General features: G+C 31.6%; 16 protein-coding genes and 1 tRNA gene. 14 read left to right on the forward strand and 3 right to left on the reverse strand.

From position 1 onward, the window contains the following. Positions 1-98 precede the first annotated feature (98 nt). From LQ686_RS02140 to LQ686_RS02150, 3 genes are all read left to right on the forward strand, one after another. Positions 99-314 (forward strand): hypothetical protein, encoded by a 216-nt coding sequence (locus LQ686_RS02140; protein ID WP_037587508.1) that lies wholly within the window; start codon positions 99-101, stop codon positions 312-314. A 122-nt stretch (positions 315-436) separates the two neighbouring features. Then, positions 437-510, forward strand: a tRNA-Arg gene (locus LQ686_RS02145). 420 nt (positions 511-930) lie between these two features. Further along, on the forward strand, positions 931-1125 hold the full coding sequence (locus LQ686_RS02150; protein WP_107596691.1) for an LSM domain protein: 195 nt from the start codon (positions 931-933) through the stop codon (positions 1123-1125). A 160-nt stretch (positions 1126-1285) separates the two neighbouring features. On the opposite strand, the gene LQ686_RS02155 is transcribed toward LQ686_RS02150, so the two are convergent. After that, positions 1286-2056, reverse strand: coding sequence for a DUF1828 domain-containing protein (locus tag LQ686_RS02155; RefSeq protein ID WP_084754799.1), 771 nt, complete (start codon positions 2054-2056; stop codon positions 1286-1288). A 251-nt stretch (positions 2057-2307) separates the two neighbouring features. On the opposite strand from LQ686_RS02155, the gene LQ686_RS02160 reads away from it, so the two are divergent. From LQ686_RS02160 to LQ686_RS02165, 3 genes are all read left to right on the forward strand, one after another. Beyond that, entirely contained in the window at positions 2308-2544 is a 237-nt protein-coding gene (locus LQ686_RS02160) for a hypothetical protein (RefSeq protein ID WP_037559882.1), read from the forward strand. Positions 2545-2712: 168 nt separating this feature from the next. Then, positions 2713-3486: a hypothetical protein gene (locus tag LQ686_RS14160; RefSeq protein ID WP_275068166.1), complete on the forward strand. Its 774-nt coding sequence runs from the start codon at positions 2713-2715 to the stop codon at positions 3484-3486. Positions 3487-3525: 39 nt separating this feature from the next. Continuing rightward, entirely contained in the window at positions 3526-6060 is a 2535-nt protein-coding gene (locus LQ686_RS02165) for an endo-alpha-N-acetylgalactosaminidase family protein (protein ID WP_275068167.1), read from the forward strand. A gap of 625 nt (positions 6061-6685) precedes the next feature. On the opposite strand, the gene LQ686_RS02170 is transcribed toward LQ686_RS02165, so the two are convergent. Next, positions 6686-7744 carry an aminotransferase class IV gene (locus LQ686_RS02170; protein WP_107596650.1) on the reverse strand — a complete coding sequence of 353 codons (1059 nt, stop codon included), beginning with the start codon at positions 7742-7744 and terminating at the stop codon, positions 6686-6688. A 162-nt stretch (positions 7745-7906) separates the two neighbouring features. Here LQ686_RS02170 and LQ686_RS02175 point away from each other — a divergent pair, with 162 nt between their 5' ends. Beyond that, positions 7907-8902 (forward strand): YdcF family protein, encoded by a 996-nt coding sequence (locus LQ686_RS02175; protein WP_232339585.1) that lies wholly within the window; start codon positions 7907-7909, stop codon positions 8900-8902. Between the two features lie 49 nt (positions 8903-8951). Here the strand turns inward: LQ686_RS02175 and LQ686_RS02180 are convergent, their stop codons facing one another. Beyond that, positions 8952-9398 carry an N-acetyltransferase gene (locus tag LQ686_RS02180; RefSeq protein WP_037587520.1) on the reverse strand — a complete coding sequence of 149 codons (447 nt, stop codon included), beginning with the start codon at positions 9396-9398 and terminating at the stop codon, positions 8952-8954. Positions 9399-9532: 134 nt separating this feature from the next. On the opposite strand from LQ686_RS02180, the gene bshC reads away from it, so the two are divergent. The 7 genes from bshC (at position 9533) to murD (ending at position 17676) form a co-directional block, all read left to right on the forward strand. Further along, entirely contained in the window at positions 9533-11149 is a 1617-nt protein-coding gene (bshC, locus tag LQ686_RS02185) for a bacillithiol biosynthesis cysteine-adding enzyme BshC (RefSeq protein ID WP_107596652.1), read from the forward strand. Positions 11150-11294: 145 nt separating this feature from the next. After that, the gene (mraZ, locus tag LQ686_RS02190; RefSeq protein ID WP_025904608.1) at positions 11295-11726 is read left to right on the forward strand and encodes a division/cell wall cluster transcriptional repressor MraZ; all 432 of its coding nucleotides are present in this window, start codon (positions 11295-11297) and stop codon (positions 11724-11726) included. An 11-nt stretch (positions 11727-11737) separates the two neighbouring features. Then, on the forward strand, positions 11738-12673 hold the full coding sequence (gene rsmH, locus LQ686_RS02195; RefSeq protein ID WP_037587526.1) for a 16S rRNA (cytosine(1402)-N(4))-methyltransferase RsmH: 936 nt from the start codon (positions 11738-11740) through the stop codon (positions 12671-12673). A 19-nt stretch (positions 12674-12692) separates the two neighbouring features. Next, positions 12693-13073 (forward strand): cell division protein FtsL, encoded by a 381-nt coding sequence (ftsL, locus tag LQ686_RS02200; protein ID WP_037587528.1) that lies wholly within the window; start codon positions 12693-12695, stop codon positions 13071-13073. Continuing rightward, a complete protein-coding gene (locus tag LQ686_RS02205; RefSeq protein WP_107596653.1) occupies positions 13060-15315 on the forward strand; it encodes a penicillin-binding protein in 2256 nt (751 codons plus the stop codon). The genes ftsL and LQ686_RS02205 overlap by 14 nt, the downstream gene beginning before the upstream one ends. 44 nt (positions 15316-15359) lie before the next feature. After that, positions 15360-16325, forward strand: coding sequence for a phospho-N-acetylmuramoyl-pentapeptide-transferase (gene mraY / locus LQ686_RS02210; RefSeq protein WP_107596654.1), 966 nt, complete (start codon positions 15360-15362; stop codon positions 16323-16325). A 1-nt stretch (position 16326) separates the two neighbouring features. Continuing rightward, positions 16327-17676 (forward strand): UDP-N-acetylmuramoyl-L-alanine--D-glutamate ligase, encoded by a 1350-nt coding sequence (murD, locus tag LQ686_RS02215; RefSeq protein ID WP_107596655.1) that lies wholly within the window; start codon positions 16327-16329, stop codon positions 17674-17676. The last annotated feature ends 12 nt before the right edge of the window (positions 17677-17688 follow it).

Here is a 17688-nt window from a genome sequence, read left to right on the forward strand (position 1 = left end):
AGAATAAACTTTCAATTAAACAAAAATTGTTTTATAATTATGAATGTCGTTAATTTTATGTAAAAACTAATAAGTTATGATACGTAGGAGGGGTAGAAATGGGCAGAACACACGTTACATCAGTTATCAATGATGATGAGTTTTGTATAAATAAAAACGAATATAACGACTTACATAAGAACGAAAACATATATGTATTAACAGCAAATGGACTAGTACATGCGAGTGTTATAGAAATATTTGAAGATAAATCTTTGTGTAAAGCCGAAAAAGCCAATACAGTTAAAGTTAATGACATAGTTATCACCGAATAAAAGTAAAATAAAATAACTAAACGTGTAATAATACTTCGAAAGCGATTTAATAAACCTTTTTCTTTTTAAAAAGTATTGATAAATCAGTATCTATTCGATATAATTATTCTTGTGTTGAAAATGTCCTGGTAGCTCAGCTGGATAGAGCAACGGCCTTCTAAGCCGTCGGTCGGGGGTTCGAATCCCTCCCAGGACGTAAATTACCAATATCCCGTTGTATCTCGTTACTTGTAACGTTGATATGACGGGATTTTTTTGTATATGTTTGTACCTTGTTATATGTGGTATTAGAACTTTTACGCCAACGTTATAAAAATTGTATTAACTACAAAGGGTATTCTATAGAAGATTAGTAATAGTAAAGAAGGGTGCATGTGTCAAATAAGTGTCAAAAGTATAATAATGTACAACATGGATCATCAAGTATTTATGTTGTAGATTATTTTCTGTAATTTACATAAAGTGGAAATAAGGTAAATTTATAATATATTATATTTGAGAGAGTACTAAAAGAATAAAAGTCCTTATGAATAAGTTTTTTAACAATTACTTTAGAAATATTGAAACGCTATAGGTTTATAATGATATATTCTTTAATAAGAAAGGAAAATCAACGTTGAAATTGTGGACTTATATTGGTAAAAATGCATTGGTAACTTTAAAGGATGGTCAAGAATTTATTGGTAAAGTTACAAATTACGATGATGAAGTAGATAACGAATCTGGCGAAGATTCTATGCACTTGTCTGTCGGTAAGTCATTATATGATTTTGATGAAAGTGAAATAAAATCTATAGAAATCTTAGATTAGGTACCTGGACAACTAAACATGAAGTTAATGAAGTAAACCAAAAGATTATAATAAATAATAAATAGTATAAAAGGTCAAAGATAAAGCACCTAGCCATTTTTGGCTAAGGTGCTTTGTTATTTCTAATTGAGTAACCATTTTATAATCAACAATTGGTAAGTTATTTTAGAGTATTTAATATTTCATCTTTATTTGACCATTTAAGAATTTGAATTCCTTCATAATCAGCTACTTGTTGTGCTTTTTTCGAAATGGTATTTTCTAAATCATTAGCGATAATTAACATTTGAGAATTTAAATTATTTCTATTTGGTCTATTATTCTTAACATCACGATAAGCAAATAGATCACTTGTTATTCTGTTATAATCCAGGTTATTAGAAAAATTCACAAGCTTTTCTGATTTTAATTTTGTTCCTGGTATTATAAAATCAATTGAATATTTTATACCAGTTTCACCAGGGATTGCCACTTTTGCTGAGCCCGTAATTTCCTCATTATAAAAAAAGTCAAAAACTTCTTCATAAAATAAGTTAGATACATTGGATTTAGTTGTTAAAGTCAAATCGTATATTTTTAATATACCTTGAATTAAATTATGTTTTGATTGTGGAAAGCTGTCACTGTCAACATTTGTTATGATTTCATCATCTTTTAAACTTAAATTAAATTGGTTCAGAATTGAATGAATTAATCTTTTTCGTGTTTTTGTTAAATCAATATCTAACATGTCTAATTCATTAAATGTTTGGCCATCATCTGATAGTCTAATATGATTATCAGGTAATAAATCTGCATATATTCTTATATAGTCATTTAAATGGTTTTTAAATGGAGTAGTTATTTCAGTGGAAGTCTCCAACTTTTTATATTTATAATTTTGTTGTAACCATTCAAAATATGTTTGCATTTTTTGTTCGATGATTTCCATGAAATATCACTCCTTTTATATATTATTTTGCACATTTATATTTTGAATTTTCATTAATGTCTATGATTTGAATATATTATATATAAAGATTTGTTTTTATTCAATGTTGAGCTGATTGAAAGTTGTATTCACTTACGACATAATATTGATGTTATAAATAAAGAATTTAAATCTTTAAATAATCAACTAAAAAACAATTGATATTAATTGATATATTTGGTATATTTTGTAAATTTAATGGAGGGTTGCTTATGACATATATAAATTTTTGGAAGCAAACATTCGATTACAAGAATAAATCAAGTTTTCGTGATTTGTTAGTATGCATGTTTGTAAATATTATCATTTTAGTGCTTATTATGGCGCTTGGTGTGATTGTGCCAATTACTTGGGAAAATAGTATTGTTAATTTATATTATATTGTTCTTGTCTTAATGATTTTTCCCATGATTGCACTGATAGTCAGAGTAATTAAAAATTATAAATAAATAGTATGAATTGTGAACGAAATGATGAATCTCATTATTTTGTTCTTTTTGTTTATATGAACAAAATAGAAAGTTAAATCAAACGTTATAGAACAAAAACGCTAGACTATAATGATATAAAAGTATACAATAAATGTAAGTTTTCAAATTTAAAAAGGGGTGTTTAATTTGAATTTTAGTAATAAAACATTTGTATGGAGGAAAAAACTGTTTGTCGTATCAATTGTTTCTGTTATGTTGTTCAGCTTATTAACGCTGACGAATCATCATGTAGAAGCAAAAGACAAAGGCGACGTATTAAAGAGCAATAAGATGAAAGTGAAGGTTGATAAGTCATTTCCAAGGGCTATTGAATATACTTTGAAAAATGGTAAGAAGATGGATGGCCAAGTTAAAGAAATTAAGACGATTAAAGTGAATGGTAAATCGGTTCAACCGAAAGTTAAGTATAAAAAACTTAATGCACATGCAGCTCAATATCAATTAATTGCTTCTAATAAAGATAAAAAAATAGATGCTGAATTTACAATTGAGATGAAGGTTAAAGATAACCAATTGCATTTTGATATGAAGGATTATAAAAATAAGTTAGATGGTAAAAGTGATGATACTATAATAAAAGATTTTGAAATACCTAATCATTCATTAGTTTCTGTGAATTCTAAACAGAAAAATGCTAACTTACAAACAACACGTATGTCTACAAATACGATGAAAAGTGGCGATAAAAACTTTAAAGTTAGCAAAGATATTGAAGATGATTTTAATTATCCAATGATGTATGGTTTTGTTTCAAATGATAAGACGAGTGCAGGTGTTTGGAGTAATTCACAACATTCTGAAGGAACTGGAGAGTTAGATTATACGAGAATAAATGCGACTTCGGAACAAGTAGATAAAGATAAATATGTCGGTTTATCCAGTTCTAAATGGATATTGTAGCCTGGTCAAGGTTATGAAAATGCTAAAGAACAACATTTAATGCCGAAAACAAAAGTTGTTATAACGGATGATGAAAATGGTGATGGAAAAACAGACTGGCAAGATGGTGCTATTGCATATAGAGCTATCATGAATCATCCGACAGGTTCAGAGTCTGTACCTGATTTAGTTGCACACCGTATCGCAATGAATTTCGGTTCACAAGCACAAAATCCATTTTTAAAATCACTTGATGGTGTTAAAAAAGTTAATTTAAATACAGATGGATTAGGTCAGTCAATTATTTTAAAAGGATATGGTAGTGAGGGTCACGATTCTGGTCATCTTGATTATGATAATATTGGTCAACGTATTGGTGGCGCAGAAGATATGAAGAAATTACTTAAGAACGGTAAGAAATATGGTGCAAAGTTTGGCGTACATATTAATGCGAGTGAAACATATCCAGAGTCTATAGCATTTAATCCCGACCGTTTAAGAAAAAATGAAGACGGTACGTATAATTATGGTTGGAATTGGTTAGATCAAGGTATTAACATTGATGCAAAATATGACATGTTGCATGGTAGGAAAGACCGATTAAAAGCTTTTAAAGATAAAGTAGGTAAAGATTTAGACTTTATTTATGTAGATGTATGGGGCAATGGTCAATCAGGTGATAACCAAGCTTGGATGTCTCATCAATTAGCAAAAGAAATACAAGATTTAGGTTGGAGAGTAGCTGTTGAATGGGGTCACGGTATGGAATATGATTCAACATTCCAACATTGGGCTGCAGATTTAACTTATGGTGGTTATGAAAACAAAGGGATTAATTCAAAAGTCGCAAGATTTATTCGAAACCACGAGAAAGACTCTTGGGTAGGTAATTACCAAACTTATTCAGGCGCAGCTGATTATCCATTACTAGGTGGATATGATATGAAAGACTTTGAAGGTTGGCAAGGTAGAAACAACTTTGATGAATACATTAATAATATTTTTAAAACAAATTTATCTACTAAATACTTACAGCACTTTGAAGTTACGAAGTGGGTAGATGGCAAGCCAGTCAAAATGACAGCAAATGACCAAACTGTTGAATGGACACCTGAAATGGAAATCCAATTAAAAAATGGTAAAAATAAAGTAGTTATTAAACGTAAATCTAATGATTATGAAAATGATAAAGAAAATTATAGATCTAGAACGATAACGTTAAATGGTCAGAAGATATTAGATGGCAATAAATATTTAATTCCGTGGAACTGGGATGAAAATGGTAAGCAATTAAACAGTAAGAAACAAAAGCTCTATCATTATAATGAAGATGGTGGAGAATCAACTTGGGAATTACCAAAAGGTTGGAACAGTAAGCATTTAAAATTATACCAACTAACAGAGCATGGTCGTCAATATGTTGATAATGTGCGCGTTAAAGATGGAAAAGTTACCTTAACCAATGTTAAAGCGAATACACCATATGTATTGTATAAATCAAAACAACATAAAGAGAAAGTGAAATACGGAGAAGATATGCATATTAAAGATCCAGGATTTAATACAGAAAATCTTAAAGATTGGAAAATTAAAGGATCTAAAAAAGACGTTTCTATTACGAAATCAAACAGTAGCGACAATATGTTAACGATTAATAATCCGAAGAAAAATGTTGAATTGAAACAAAAATTAACAGATTTGAAACCTGGTAAACAATATGCAGTTTATGTTGGTGTGGATAATCGAAGTGATCAAAAAGCACGAATTAGTGTAGATGCAGATGGTACAACACATCAAAATTATACAACTAAATCTATCGCTAAAAATTATGTTAAAGCTAACGCTCATAATACAACTAAAGAATCTGCAACGAAAGGTAACGAAAGTTATTTTCAAAATATGTATGTGCACTTTAAAGCACCTAAAAATGGTAAAGCAACTTTAACGCTTTCTAGAGATAAAGGTGAAGGTGTCACATATTTTGATGACATTCGAATTTTTGAAAATGATCAACAATTATATTCACAAGATAAAGTGTTTAAACAAAATTTTGAAAAAGTACCTCAAGGCATATTCCCATTTGTCGTATCTGATATTGAAGGCGTAGAAGATAACAGAACACACTTATCTGAAAAACATGCACCTTATACACAACGTGGATGGAATAATAAACGTATAAGTGATGTCATCGATGGTACATGGTCATTAAAAATTAATGGTCAAGTAGAAAAGAATAAACTTGCTTATCAAACGATACCTCAAAACTTTAGATTTGAACCAAATAAGACATATGAAGTTTCATTTGATTATGAAGCAGGATCTGATGACACATATGCTTTTGCTACAGGTAACGACAGTATTGATAATCAAAAATATAAAGAAACACCATTGAAAGGTACTGTAGATAATAAAAAACATCGTCAATTCAAAACGACAATTAAAGGTCATAAAAATGGTCAAACATGGATTGGCATAGCATCAACAGATAAAAAGGCAGACAATAAAGGTGTTAAAAATGAAGGTCAAGTGAACTTTGAAGGGACTAAAGATTTCGTATTAGATAATTTAGTCATTAAAGAAGTGAAAGATAAATAAAGTTCATAAGGAGTCTGGGACAGAAATGTTCTAGACTCCTTTTCATATTTTTAGAAATAGAGGTCTGAATATTGCAAGTGGGGCGTGACAAGCAATGTTGGAGGGCTGAATATTGCAAGTGAGACGCGACAAGCAATATTAGAGGTCTGAATATTGAAAGTGAGGCGTGACAACCAATGTTGAGGACCTCCTATTTATCAAGACTGACTAAACAAGATAAATAGGTGCCTGGTATTTATCAAGACTGACCAAACAAGATAAATAAGTGCCTCGTATTTATCAAGACTGACCAAACAAGATAAATAAGTGCCTCGTATTTATCAAGACAGGCCAAACAAGATAAATAGGTGCCTCATATTTATCAAGACTGCCCAAACAAGCAACATAGTACGCCTGTATGTTGCAAGACATACCAAACAAGCAACATAGAAGCTCTGTATGTTGCAAGACTCCCCAAACAAGCAACATAGAAGCTCTGTATGTTGCAAGACACCACAAACAAGCAACATAGAACGCCTGTATATTGCAAGACTCGCAAAACAAGCAACATAGCACCTCCCGCTAACTTTGATTTTTCCAAATAAAAAAGACTGGCAAATTTTTTGTGCCAGTCTTTTTACAGATACTACATTTCGATCGATTCTCGTTCTATTGTATAGTTCCATTGATGCAGGTCTGGAAGCTTACCTTGCTGAATAAATGTATATGTTGTATATAAATGTTGTGTAATTGGTCCGATTTTATTGTTATGAATGGTTAAAACATTGTCTTTATATTTAATTTCACAGACAGGGGTGATAGCATTCAAAGTACTCGTACTAAAGACTTCTGTTAATAATCCATCTTTATATGATTGAAGGACTTCGTCAATACTAATTTGTCTTTCTTCTATTTGATAGCCTAATTCTTTTGCTAATTTAATAATTGATTGTCGTGTTACACCTGGTACTGTAATACCGTCTAATGCTGGCGTAATCAGTGTATGATTGATAACAAAGAAAATGTTCATATTATTTAATTCTTCTATATAGGTTCTCTCTCTACCATCTAGCCAAATTACATGGTCGTATCCGAATTGAGCTGCTTTAGATTTTGCAGCGTATGAAGCGGCGTAGTTACCACCAAATTGTGTAAAACCAGCACCACCTGTAACAGATTTAACATATTCATCTTCTACATGTGCTTTTATAAGTTCTGGTGTTTGGCAATTCAGCTTTTTAGGTAGTGGAGATAGGAATGTAATGAGTTCATATGTATCAGATTTACTAACACCTAATTTATTCTCTGATGCAAACATAACTGTTCTAATGTTAACAGGTTGATGTTCATGTAAATCGAATAGTTGACGTTCTTGATTAATAAGGTGTTCGATACCTAAAAGTAGTTCGCTTTTAATTATAGCTGGCATTTCGATTCGGTTCAGTGATTGATTGAACTTTTCAAAGTGTTCGAAAGGTTTAAAGATATGAATATCGTCATTGATATGATAGGCGACCATATCTTCAAAAACGGTTTGACCATAATGAAGACATTGTGCACTTGGAGAAATTGTGATAGGTGCATAATCTTTAATGATAGGAGAAGACCATCCTTTTGATGATTGATACGACATAGTTAACATTTTGTTACCAAAGGTGGATTCACATTCGTCCTTTGTTTGACTACTTGATGATTGATATTCCATATAAATTGCCTCCTATATTTAAGTAAGTAATGTGAAATAGTATATCAGCTATATTGACCTAATTCAATATTTATTTTGAAAATTCTGAAAATAATTTTATGTGTATCTTGTTGGTTATGATGATATACTTTGATTGTGAAAATAATAGGCTAGGAGGTGACGATGATGTTTGTTACGTTAGCATTTTTAATTTTATTTATAATCAGTTATTTAGTGGATTTTAGACAATATAAAAATGTCTTCTTATTAGGATTGTTTATCATTAGTTTAATGAGTACGGTATTGATAGAAATCATTGTGCCAACACTAAAGTTAAATCTAAATATTAATTACATTATCATAGCAAATATCATTTACTGTTTAATTGTAATTGTGGTTATGCTCTTAGCTTTATTAAATACTAAAAAGCGAATAGCAAATGAAGGTAAAATTGTAACAAACATGATTGTCATTGGTTACGGATCTTTCATCTTAATTAACTTTTTAATCATTGTTTTTAAACCGTATCTATTAGTAGAATTATGGAACGGATTAATATTAATTGTCATTTCAAGTTTGTTTTACTACTTAAATTTAATATTTATATTGCATAATTTATACGCTTGGATTGTGAGTGGCATTTCTAAAAGAAAGAAACAAGATTTTATTATCGTACTGGGTGCAGGTATTATAGGTGAGAAAGTAACACCACTTTTAAAAGCGAGATTAGATAAAGCGATTAAATTAAAACGAAAAAGTTTAGATACTAAAATGATTGTAAGTGGTGGTCAAGGTTCGGATGAAGCAATCAGTGAAGCTGAAGCGATGAGACGATATTTAGTGGAACAAGGCATACGTAATGAAGAAATTATAATGGAAGACAAATCAACTAATACAGAAGAAAATTTAGTGTTCTCTATGAAGATAATGAACACTTATAAACAACATGCAATTGCTACGATTGTTTCTAATCATTTTCATATTTTAAGAGCAGCATTTTTATCTAAGAAAGTTAAAATGAACGCAACTGTTACGGGCGGATCATCGAAATCATACTTCTATCCAAATGCATATATTAGAGAATATTTAGCAATCATTTATATGTTTAAAAAGACACATGCACTGACGATGATTATCTTATTGGCAGCAGTTGCTTGCTACACATTATGGGGAATATAAACGAAAAGAAGGTCCCGTAGAGCACTAACTCTACGGGACCATTAGTATATTATTTATCTGGTGTCCATATCACAATATCTTCACCGGATTGGTTTTGTTGCTCGATATCTTGGAAACCATGATTTAAGAAGAAATCTTTAGATTGATTACGTGCGATACATTTGATTGGTAAATCGAAGCTCTTAGCGTAATCTAATAACTGTTTGCCGTATCCTCTATCTTGATAGTCTCTTAATACTTCTAGCTTCCATAAAATGAGGTAATCATTAAATGCTGGGAAGTAAGTTTTTTCTACTTCATCTTGCTTAAATAAACACATTCTTGCTACTAACTTGTCGCCAACATAAATACCGTAAAATGGTGAATCTGAACTAGCATCGATCATTTTTCCTTTTAATTCTTCAACCATATATAAACCTTCGTTTCCGAAGTTACGAAATTGTTCGAATGCTTCTTCAGTTTTGTAATTAATTTGTAAATGTTCTACTTTAGCCATGATAATCCCCCTTGTTCTTTCCTTAATTATACTTCATTTGAATAAAATTTTAAATTATAAGCCGTTAGATTGTTTTATTTAACTACAATCTTTATACTATTGATAGTAATTAATTTCGAAGGAGAAAGACTCGTATGGACTGTAAGAAGACTGTAATTGATCAACAAAATAGTTTTATAGAGAGATATACAAATCATAATACTGAAATTATAAACTTTTATGGATATAAACCAGGGGAACAATCTGAATTCGAAAGACGCTCGAATTTATCAGCAAATGGTAGAGAAGAAGCACTTTCAAAAGTCATATACAATTATATGTCTCAATTGGATTTAACAGATAAACAACTTGAAAACATTGAAAATTTAAAACGTGGTCACAAAGTTATTATTGGTGGTCAACAAGCTGGACTCTTTACTGGTCCTTTATATACATTCCATAAAATCATTTCAATTATCGTTTTAGCAAACGAACAAAGTGAAAAATTAGATACACCAGTTATTCCTGTATTTTGGATAGCAGGTGAAGATCATGATTTTGATGAAGTGAATCATACATATGCGTATGATCGTATTTCAAGACAGTTAAATAAGGTGAAATATAGTACGTTAGAACCACCAGAAAAGAGTGTTTCTCATTATCATTTTGATAAAACACTAATCAAAGATGCTTTAAATGACATGTTCAGTTCTATCGGAGAAACTGTTCATTCTAAAAATATTCAATCATTGATTCATAAAGCAATCGAGTCTTCTGAATCATGGAGTGAAATTTTTAAAGTCATCACACATGAAGTGTTTAAAGAATATGGGTTGTTATTAATTGATGCGAATGATCCAGAACTAAGATCTTTAGAAGTACCATTTTTCAAGGAAATCATTGAAAAACATGAAGAAGTAGATTCAGCATTTAGAAATACACAAGACCAATTTGCTGAAGTTATTAAAAGGCGCATGATTTTAACGGATGGTAATGTTCACTTATTCTATGAGCATGACGATAAAAGACAGCTCATTATGTACGAAGATGAAAAGTTCTATTTAAATAAAGATACAGATGTAACCTTTACTAAAGATGAATTACTCAATCTTGTAGAAGAACACCCTGAACGATTTTCTAATAATGTTGTAACTAGACCTTTAATGGAAGAATATTTATTTAATACTTTAAGTTTCATTGGTGGGCCAAGTGAAATTATTTATTGGGGTGAATTAAAAGGTGTATTCAATTTATTTAATATTGAAATGCCTATAGTTACACCACGTATGCGTATTAGTTATTTAACGCAAGAAGCGAAAAAATGTATCGATAACTATAACTTAGATCTAGATACTGTTTTAGTAGATGGTATTCAAAGTGAAAAAGAGAAATTTATTAGAGCAAAAGCTTCTGATGAAGTCTTAAGAGAAATTGAAGAAATGAAAGAAAGCCAATCTCAATTTCATCAAAAACTGATTAAAGAAATTGGCAATGATTATCAAAACAGAAAATTAGTCGAAAAAAATAATCAAATACATCAGCACCAATATCAATACTTAATAGATAGATATTTATTAAATGTCGAAAGAGAAAATGAAATCAGTATGAGACATTTCGAAATAGTGGAGCATACATTACATCCTCACCACGGATTACAAGAAAGAGTGTGGAATCCTATCCAAGTTATGAATCAATTTGGGATTACTATGTTCAGTCCCTCCACCTATCCACCACTTCGTTACACTTTTAAACATATAACGCTTGAACTATAGTCATAACAAGGATTAACACCCAATTTACGAAATCGTAAATTGGGTGTTTTTTTTACTATTTACACAAATTTTAAGAAATCTTGTATAAATAGTGGAGGATTGTGGGGGAATGTGGTAAATTATAAATAAGGTGAGGTGAGATAAAATGTTCATGGGTGAATACCAACATCAATTGGATACTAAAGGGCGTATGATTGTGCCTTCTAAATTCAGATATGATTTGAATGAACGTTTTATTATCACTAGAGGCCTAGATAAATGTTTGTTTGGCTACACACTTGAAGAGTGGGCGCGCATCGAAGAAAAACTCAAAACCTTACCTATTACAAAAAAAGATGCCCGTAAATTCATGAGAATGTTCTTCTCAGGTGCGATTGAAGTAGAACTAGACAAACAAGGACGTATTAACATCCCTCAAAATTTAAGAAGTTACGCTAATTTAAGTAAAGAATGTACTGTTATTGGTGTTTCTAACCGAATTGAAATATGGGATCGTTCTACGTGGAATGATTTTTATGATGAATCTGAAGACAATTTTGAGGACATTGCTGAAGATCTCATTGACTTTGATTTTTAGGAGTGAATTAAATGTTTCATCACGTATCCGTACTATTGAAAGAAACAGTAGATAAATTAGACATAAAACCAGATGGTACTTACGTTGATTGTACATTAGGTGGAGCTGGTCATAGTTTGTACCTAGTTGAACAATTGAATGACCAAGGCCGACTTATAGCAATCGATCAAGATGAAACAGCAATTGAACATGCTAAAGGTATCTTAAAGGACCATATGCATAAAGTGATTTTTGTACAAAACAACTTTAGAAATTTAGAACATATATTAGAAGAACTACATATTAGTAAAGTAGATGGTGTACTTTATGACCTTGGTGTATCTAGTCCACAGCTCGACACGCCAGAACGAGGATTTAGTTACCATTATGATGCTAAATTAGACATGAGAATGGATCAATCACAATCTTTATCAGCTTATGAAGTGGTGAATGAATGGTCATATGAACAACTTGTCAAAATCTTTTTTAGATATGGTGAAGAGAAATTTTCAAAACAAATAGCTAGAAAGATTGAAGCAAGAAGAGAACAAGCACCTATAGAAACGACTTTCGAACTAGTGGATTTAATTAAAGAAGGTATTCCAGCAGCTAAACGTAGAAAGGGTGGACACCCTGCTAAACGTGTCTTCCAAGCGATTAGAATAGCAGTTAATGATGAATTAGGTGCATTTGAAACATCTATTGAAGCGGCAATACAACACGTTAAAGTTGGCGGAAGAATTTCAGTTATTACATTCCATTCTTTAGAAGATCGTTTGTGTAAACAAGTCTTTCAAGAATATGAAAAAGGCCCAGATGTACCAAGGGGATTGCCGGTTATACCGGAAGCGTACAAGCCGAAACTAAAAAGAGTAAACAAAAAACCAATTATTTCTGATGAACAAGAACTTGAGCATAACAATAGAGCGAGAAGTGCAAAGTTAAGAGTTGCGGAAATTTTGAAGTAAACAGAGGAGTGGCAATTGAATGGCAGTAGAAAGAGTATATCCGAATTATAGACCTGATGAGTGGCAAGAGCCACAACTCGAACCACAGAAGAAAAAAGTAAAAAAGACCAAGGTAGTAGGAATATCGAGGATCGAAAAAGTCGTATACATATCATTAATAACTATGATTGCGTTGATAAGTATTTATATGCTATCTTTAAAAATGGATGCGTATAATAACAAGACACAAATCGCAGAATTAGACAGTAAAATTGAACAACAACAAACAACAAACAGTGATTTGAAGACGGAATCAATGAAACAATCGTCATACGAACGCATCTACGAAAAAGCTGAAGACTACGGTCTAAAGTTGAATAATGACAATGTAAAGGTAGTGCGTAGTGATGCCCAAAATTAAAATAAAGAAAAATAAAATAGGAGCAGTCCTCTTAGTAAGTTTTTTCGGACTGCTCTTTTTTATATTGGCCGTAAGATATTCGTATTTAATGATCAGTGGTCACTCAGCTGGTGAAGATTTAGCGTACAGGGCAAGTGAGAAATATTTAAGACAAACAGTCGCTGAACCTGAACGTGGAAAAATTTATGATCGTAATGGTAAAGTGCTTGCCGAAGATACAGATAGTTATAAATTAGTGGCAATATTAGATAAAAAAATGAGCGAAGGTAGCGATAAACCTCGACACGTAAAAGACAAGAAGAAAACAGCTAAAGCATTAGCTAAAATTCTTGATATGGATGAAGATGATATTTTAGATAAACTTAAAACTAAAAATGCCTTTCAAGTTGAGTTTGGTCAAAAAGGTAAAGATTTAACTTATAAACAAAAAACACAAATTGAAAAGCTTAAATTACCAGGATTGACGTTTGAAACGGAGAAAAAAAGATTTTATCCTAATGGTAACTTCGCATCTCATCTTATCGGTTTAGCAGATAAAGATCCAGATACAAACAAATTAAAAGGTGTATCAGGTGCTGAAAAAGTATTTGATAGCTATTTAAAAGGAAAAACGGGTAAAAACTCTTATAAGCAAGATATATGGGGGATGCTCGTGCCGAACAGTGAAGATAGTATTAAAGCGCAAAATGGTGATGATGTACATCTTACATTAGACTCTAATATTCAAGTCTTTGTTGAAAATGCACTCGACGAAATGGTAGATCGCTATGAACCTAAAGATTTATTTGCGGTTGTCATGGATGCAAAAACTGGTGAAATTTTAGGTTACAGTCAGAGACCTACGTTTAATCCTGATACGAAAAAAGACTTCGGGAAAAAATGGGCGAATGATTTATATCAAAATACTTACGAACCAGGTTCAACATTCAAAACATATGGTCTAGCTGCAGCAATTGAAGAAGGTAAATTCGAACCAAACAAGAAATTTAAATCAGGTCATAGAGAAATAGATGGATTTAAAATTTATGATTGGAACGATGATGGTTGGGGAAATATTCCTATGACAACTGGATTTACATATTCAGCGAATACATTAATGATGAAACTTCAAGACTTAGTCGGTGCTGATAAAGCAAAGGCATATTATGAGAAATTTGGTTTCGGTAAAAAGACAGGTGGCTTATTTGATAGTGAAGCGCCAGGGAATATTGCATTTGATAACGAACTTCAAAGAAAGACATCTTCATTTGGTCAGTCTACTACTGTAACGCCAATCCAAATGTTGCAAGCTGAAACAGCTATTATAAATCAAGGTAATATGCTTGAACCTTATTATGTAAAATCGATTCAAAACAAAGAAAGTAACGAAACGATTAAAAAAGGCGAGAAAAAAGTAGTTGGTAATCCAATATCTAAAGATACAGCCAAGAAGACAATGACAGAATTAGATAAAGTAGTAAATAGTAAAGAAAGTCATGCTACTAACTATAAAATAGATGGTTACAGAGTTGCAGGTAAAACCGGTACAGCTCAAGTACCAGATACTAAAAACGGTGGTTATGTAGATGGTGCAAATCCTTATTTCGTAAGTTTTATGGGCTATGCGCCAGCTAAAGATCCTGAAGTGGTTGTATATGCTGGTATGTCACTTGCACAAAAACGTGATCTAGAGGCATATGAGTATGGTGTATCAAGAGGTTTCAATCCAATTATGGAAAATACATTGAAATATTTAGATGTAGAAGAAACTGAAGGAAAAGCTAAGACAAATGAATCAGATGTACCAGATGTTGTTAATATGAGTACACAAAAAGCAACGGATGCAATAAAAGGTAAAAAACTTGAGCCAATTGTAATTGGTAAAGGTGATAAAATTAAGAAACAAATACCGCTTAAAGGTAAAAATGTCCAAGATAAAGAAAGAATTTTACTCGTTACAGACGGTGAAATGACGATGCCTGATACTGAAAATTGGACTAAACGAGACTTATTGAAATTACAAGAAGCGACAGGTATTGAAGTAGAATCAGAGGGTTCTGGTTATGTTTCTGAGCAATCTGTCAGTCAGAACCAAACAATTAAATCTGGTACTAAAGTTAAGTTTACACTTTCTAACAATCATCCGAATGGTGATGATTCAATAGGACAAGTTCCAGATGATGAAGAAACATCTAAAGATGAAAGCAAAAGTAAAAATGATAAAAAAGATAGTAAAGAAGAAAAAACATCTAGTGAATCATAAATCACAGGATGATAGATAATATACAAAAGAAAAGGTGAACAATTATGAATTTTACGCTACCTGTCATTGCGTTTTTATTGACTTTGATACTTGTACCCGTTTTAATTCCAACACTTAAAAAATTAAAATTTGGGCAAAGTATTCGAGAAGAAGGACCTAAGAGTCATATGAAGAAAACAGGAACACCAACTATGGGTGGATTAACGTTCTTATTAGCAACAATCGTTGTAACAATCATTGCGTTATTCTATGTTGAGCAAGTAGGTCCGCTCATTCTGTTATTATTTGTAACACTAGGTTTTGGACTTATTGGTTTTATAGACGATTATATTATTGTCGTTAAGAAAAATAACCAAGGTTTAACAAGTAAACAAAAATTCTTAGCTCAAATTGCGATAGCCGTTATATTCTATATCGTAAGTGTTATATTACCAAACTATGAATTTGAAACAGCTATCAACATTCCTTTTACAGATTGGTCATTACCATTGTCTGTTTTCTACATTATATTCATAGTATTTTGGCAAGTTGGATTCAGTAATGCTGTGAACTTAACAGATGGATTAGATGGTCTTTCAACTGGTTTATCCATCATTGCATTTGGTTTTTACGCGGCACTATCATTTATTCTTGATAAGCCAGAAATAGGGTTATTCTGTTTAGTGATGCTTGCAAGTTTATTTGGATTTTTAATTTACAACAAGTACCCAGCAAAAGTGTTCATGGGAGATACTGGAAGCTTAGCGCTTGGTGGTATTTTCGCAACGATTTCAATCATGCTTAACCAAGAAATAACATTATTATTAATCGGTTTAGTATTTGTAATTGAAACATTATCAGTTATGTTACAAGTAACGTCATTCAAGCTTACAGGAAAAAGAATATTTAAAATGAGCCCATTGCATCACCATTTCGAATTAGTTGGTTGGAGTGAATGGAAAATAGTATTAGTATTCTGGGCTACAGGTATCGTTACTGGTGCAATTGGTTTATGGATAGGGGTAATGTAATATGAAAGCATATGATGCATTAAAAGAGAAACCTGTTCTTATTTTAGGTTTAGCAAAAAGTGGATATGAAAGTGCAAAGTTATGCCATAAATTAGGTGCTGAGGTAACAGTTAATGATGGTAAAGATTTATCATCTGATCCGCATGCACTTGAATTAGAGCAACAAGGGATACGTGTGATCAGTGGTGAACATCCATTGTCACTACTCGATAATAAGCCTTTAATCGTAAAAAACCCTGGTATACCTTACAATATTCCACTATTGCAAGAAGCGATGAATCAAGGATTGGATATCATAACAGAAGTTGAATTGAGTTATTACATTTCAGAAGCACCTATTATCGGTATTACCGGTACAAATGGTAAAACAACAGTGACTTCATTAATAGGTGATATGTTTGGTAATAGTAAAGTAAATGGTCAAGTTTCCGGTAATATTGGTGTTGTTGCATCAAAAGTTGCACAAGAGGTTACGAAAGACGATTATCTTATTACTGAACTATCTTCATTCCAACTTTTAGGAACAATCCATTATCGTCCGCATATCGCGATTGTTACAAATATTTATTCTGCACATTTGGATTATCACGGTAGTTTAGAAGAATACCAGAATGCTAAGAAAAATATTTTTAAGAATCAAACCGAAGACGATTATTTAATTTTTAACTATGAACAAAGACATTTAATCAATACAGATGATATTAAATCTAAAATATTATATTTCTCAACTAATCAAAAAGTAAATGGCATTTATATTGAAGATGATTATGTTGTATATAATGGTATAAGAATTATCAATACGCAAGATATTGTATTACCTGGTAAACATAATTTAGAAAATGTACTTGTAGCTGTATTAGCTTCATTATTATCTGGTGTTGACGTGAAGTCGGTTGTGCATACTTTAACAACATTCTCAGGTATTAAACATAGACTTCAATATGTTGGGAATAATAGAGGTAATAAGTATTACAATGACTCTAAAGCGACGAATACTTTAGCGACACGATTTGCTTTAAGTTCATTTAATTCGCCAATCATTTGGTTATGTGGTGGATTAGATAGAGGAAATGACTTTGATGATTTAATACCATATATGGATAATGTCCGTTTGATGGTTACATTTGGCGAAACAAAAGATAAATTAAAAACATTAGGTGCGAGTCAAGGTAAAGAAGTCTTGCAAGCAAATGACGTTAAAGATGCCGTCAATTTGATTCAAGATTATATACAATCTAATGATGTTGTCTTACTATCACCAGCGTGTGCGAGCTGGGATCAATATGATACATTTGAAGCGCGTGGCGACGAATTTATTGAAAGTTTCCAAAAACATTTACCAACATTTTAGAAATTGTGAAAA

The sequence above is a fragment of the Mammaliicoccus sp. J-M41 genome (assembly GCF_022385935.1).
GTDB lineage: Bacteria > Bacillota > Bacilli > Staphylococcales > Staphylococcaceae > Mammaliicoccus > Mammaliicoccus sciuri_A.

Excerpts from the sequence above, each read along its gene's own strand:
- LQ686_RS02170 (WP_107596650.1), bottom strand. The coding sequence starts at position 7,744 with ATGGAATATCAATCATCAAGTAGTCAAACAAAGGACGAATGTGAATCC.
- LQ686_RS02160 (WP_037559882.1), top strand. The coding sequence starts at position 2,308 with ATGACATATATAAATTTTTGGAAGCAAACATTCGATTACAAGAATAAA.
- mraY (WP_107596654.1), top strand. The coding sequence starts at position 15,360 with ATGAATTTTACGCTACCTGTCATTGCGTTTTTATTGACTTTGATACTT.
- LQ686_RS02175 (WP_232339585.1), top strand. The coding sequence starts at position 7,907 with ATGATGTTTGTTACGTTAGCATTTTTAATTTTATTTATAATCAGTTAT.
- mraZ (WP_025904608.1), top strand. The coding sequence starts at position 11,295 with ATGTTCATGGGTGAATACCAACATCAATTGGATACTAAAGGGCGTATG.
- LQ686_RS02165 (WP_275068167.1), top strand. The coding sequence starts at position 3,526 with ATGCCGAAAACAAAAGTTGTTATAACGGATGATGAAAATGGTGATGGA.
- LQ686_RS02205 (WP_107596653.1), top strand. The coding sequence starts at position 13,060 with ATGCCCAAAATTAAAATAAAGAAAAATAAAATAGGAGCAGTCCTCTTA.
- rsmH (WP_037587526.1), top strand. The coding sequence starts at position 11,738 with ATGTTTCATCACGTATCCGTACTATTGAAAGAAACAGTAGATAAATTA.
- bshC (WP_107596652.1), top strand. The coding sequence starts at position 9,533 with ATGGACTGTAAGAAGACTGTAATTGATCAACAAAATAGTTTTATAGAG.
- LQ686_RS02155 (WP_084754799.1), bottom strand. The coding sequence starts at position 2,056 with ATGGAAATCATCGAACAAAAAATGCAAACATATTTTGAATGGTTACAA.
- murD (WP_107596655.1), top strand. The coding sequence starts at position 16,327 with ATGAAAGCATATGATGCATTAAAAGAGAAACCTGTTCTTATTTTAGGT.
- LQ686_RS02180 (WP_037587520.1), bottom strand. The coding sequence starts at position 9,398 with ATGGCTAAAGTAGAACATTTACAAATTAATTACAAAACTGAAGAAGCA.
- LQ686_RS02140 (WP_037587508.1), top strand. The coding sequence starts at position 99 with ATGGGCAGAACACACGTTACATCAGTTATCAATGATGATGAGTTTTGT.
- ftsL (WP_037587528.1), top strand. The coding sequence starts at position 12,693 with ATGGCAGTAGAAAGAGTATATCCGAATTATAGACCTGATGAGTGGCAA.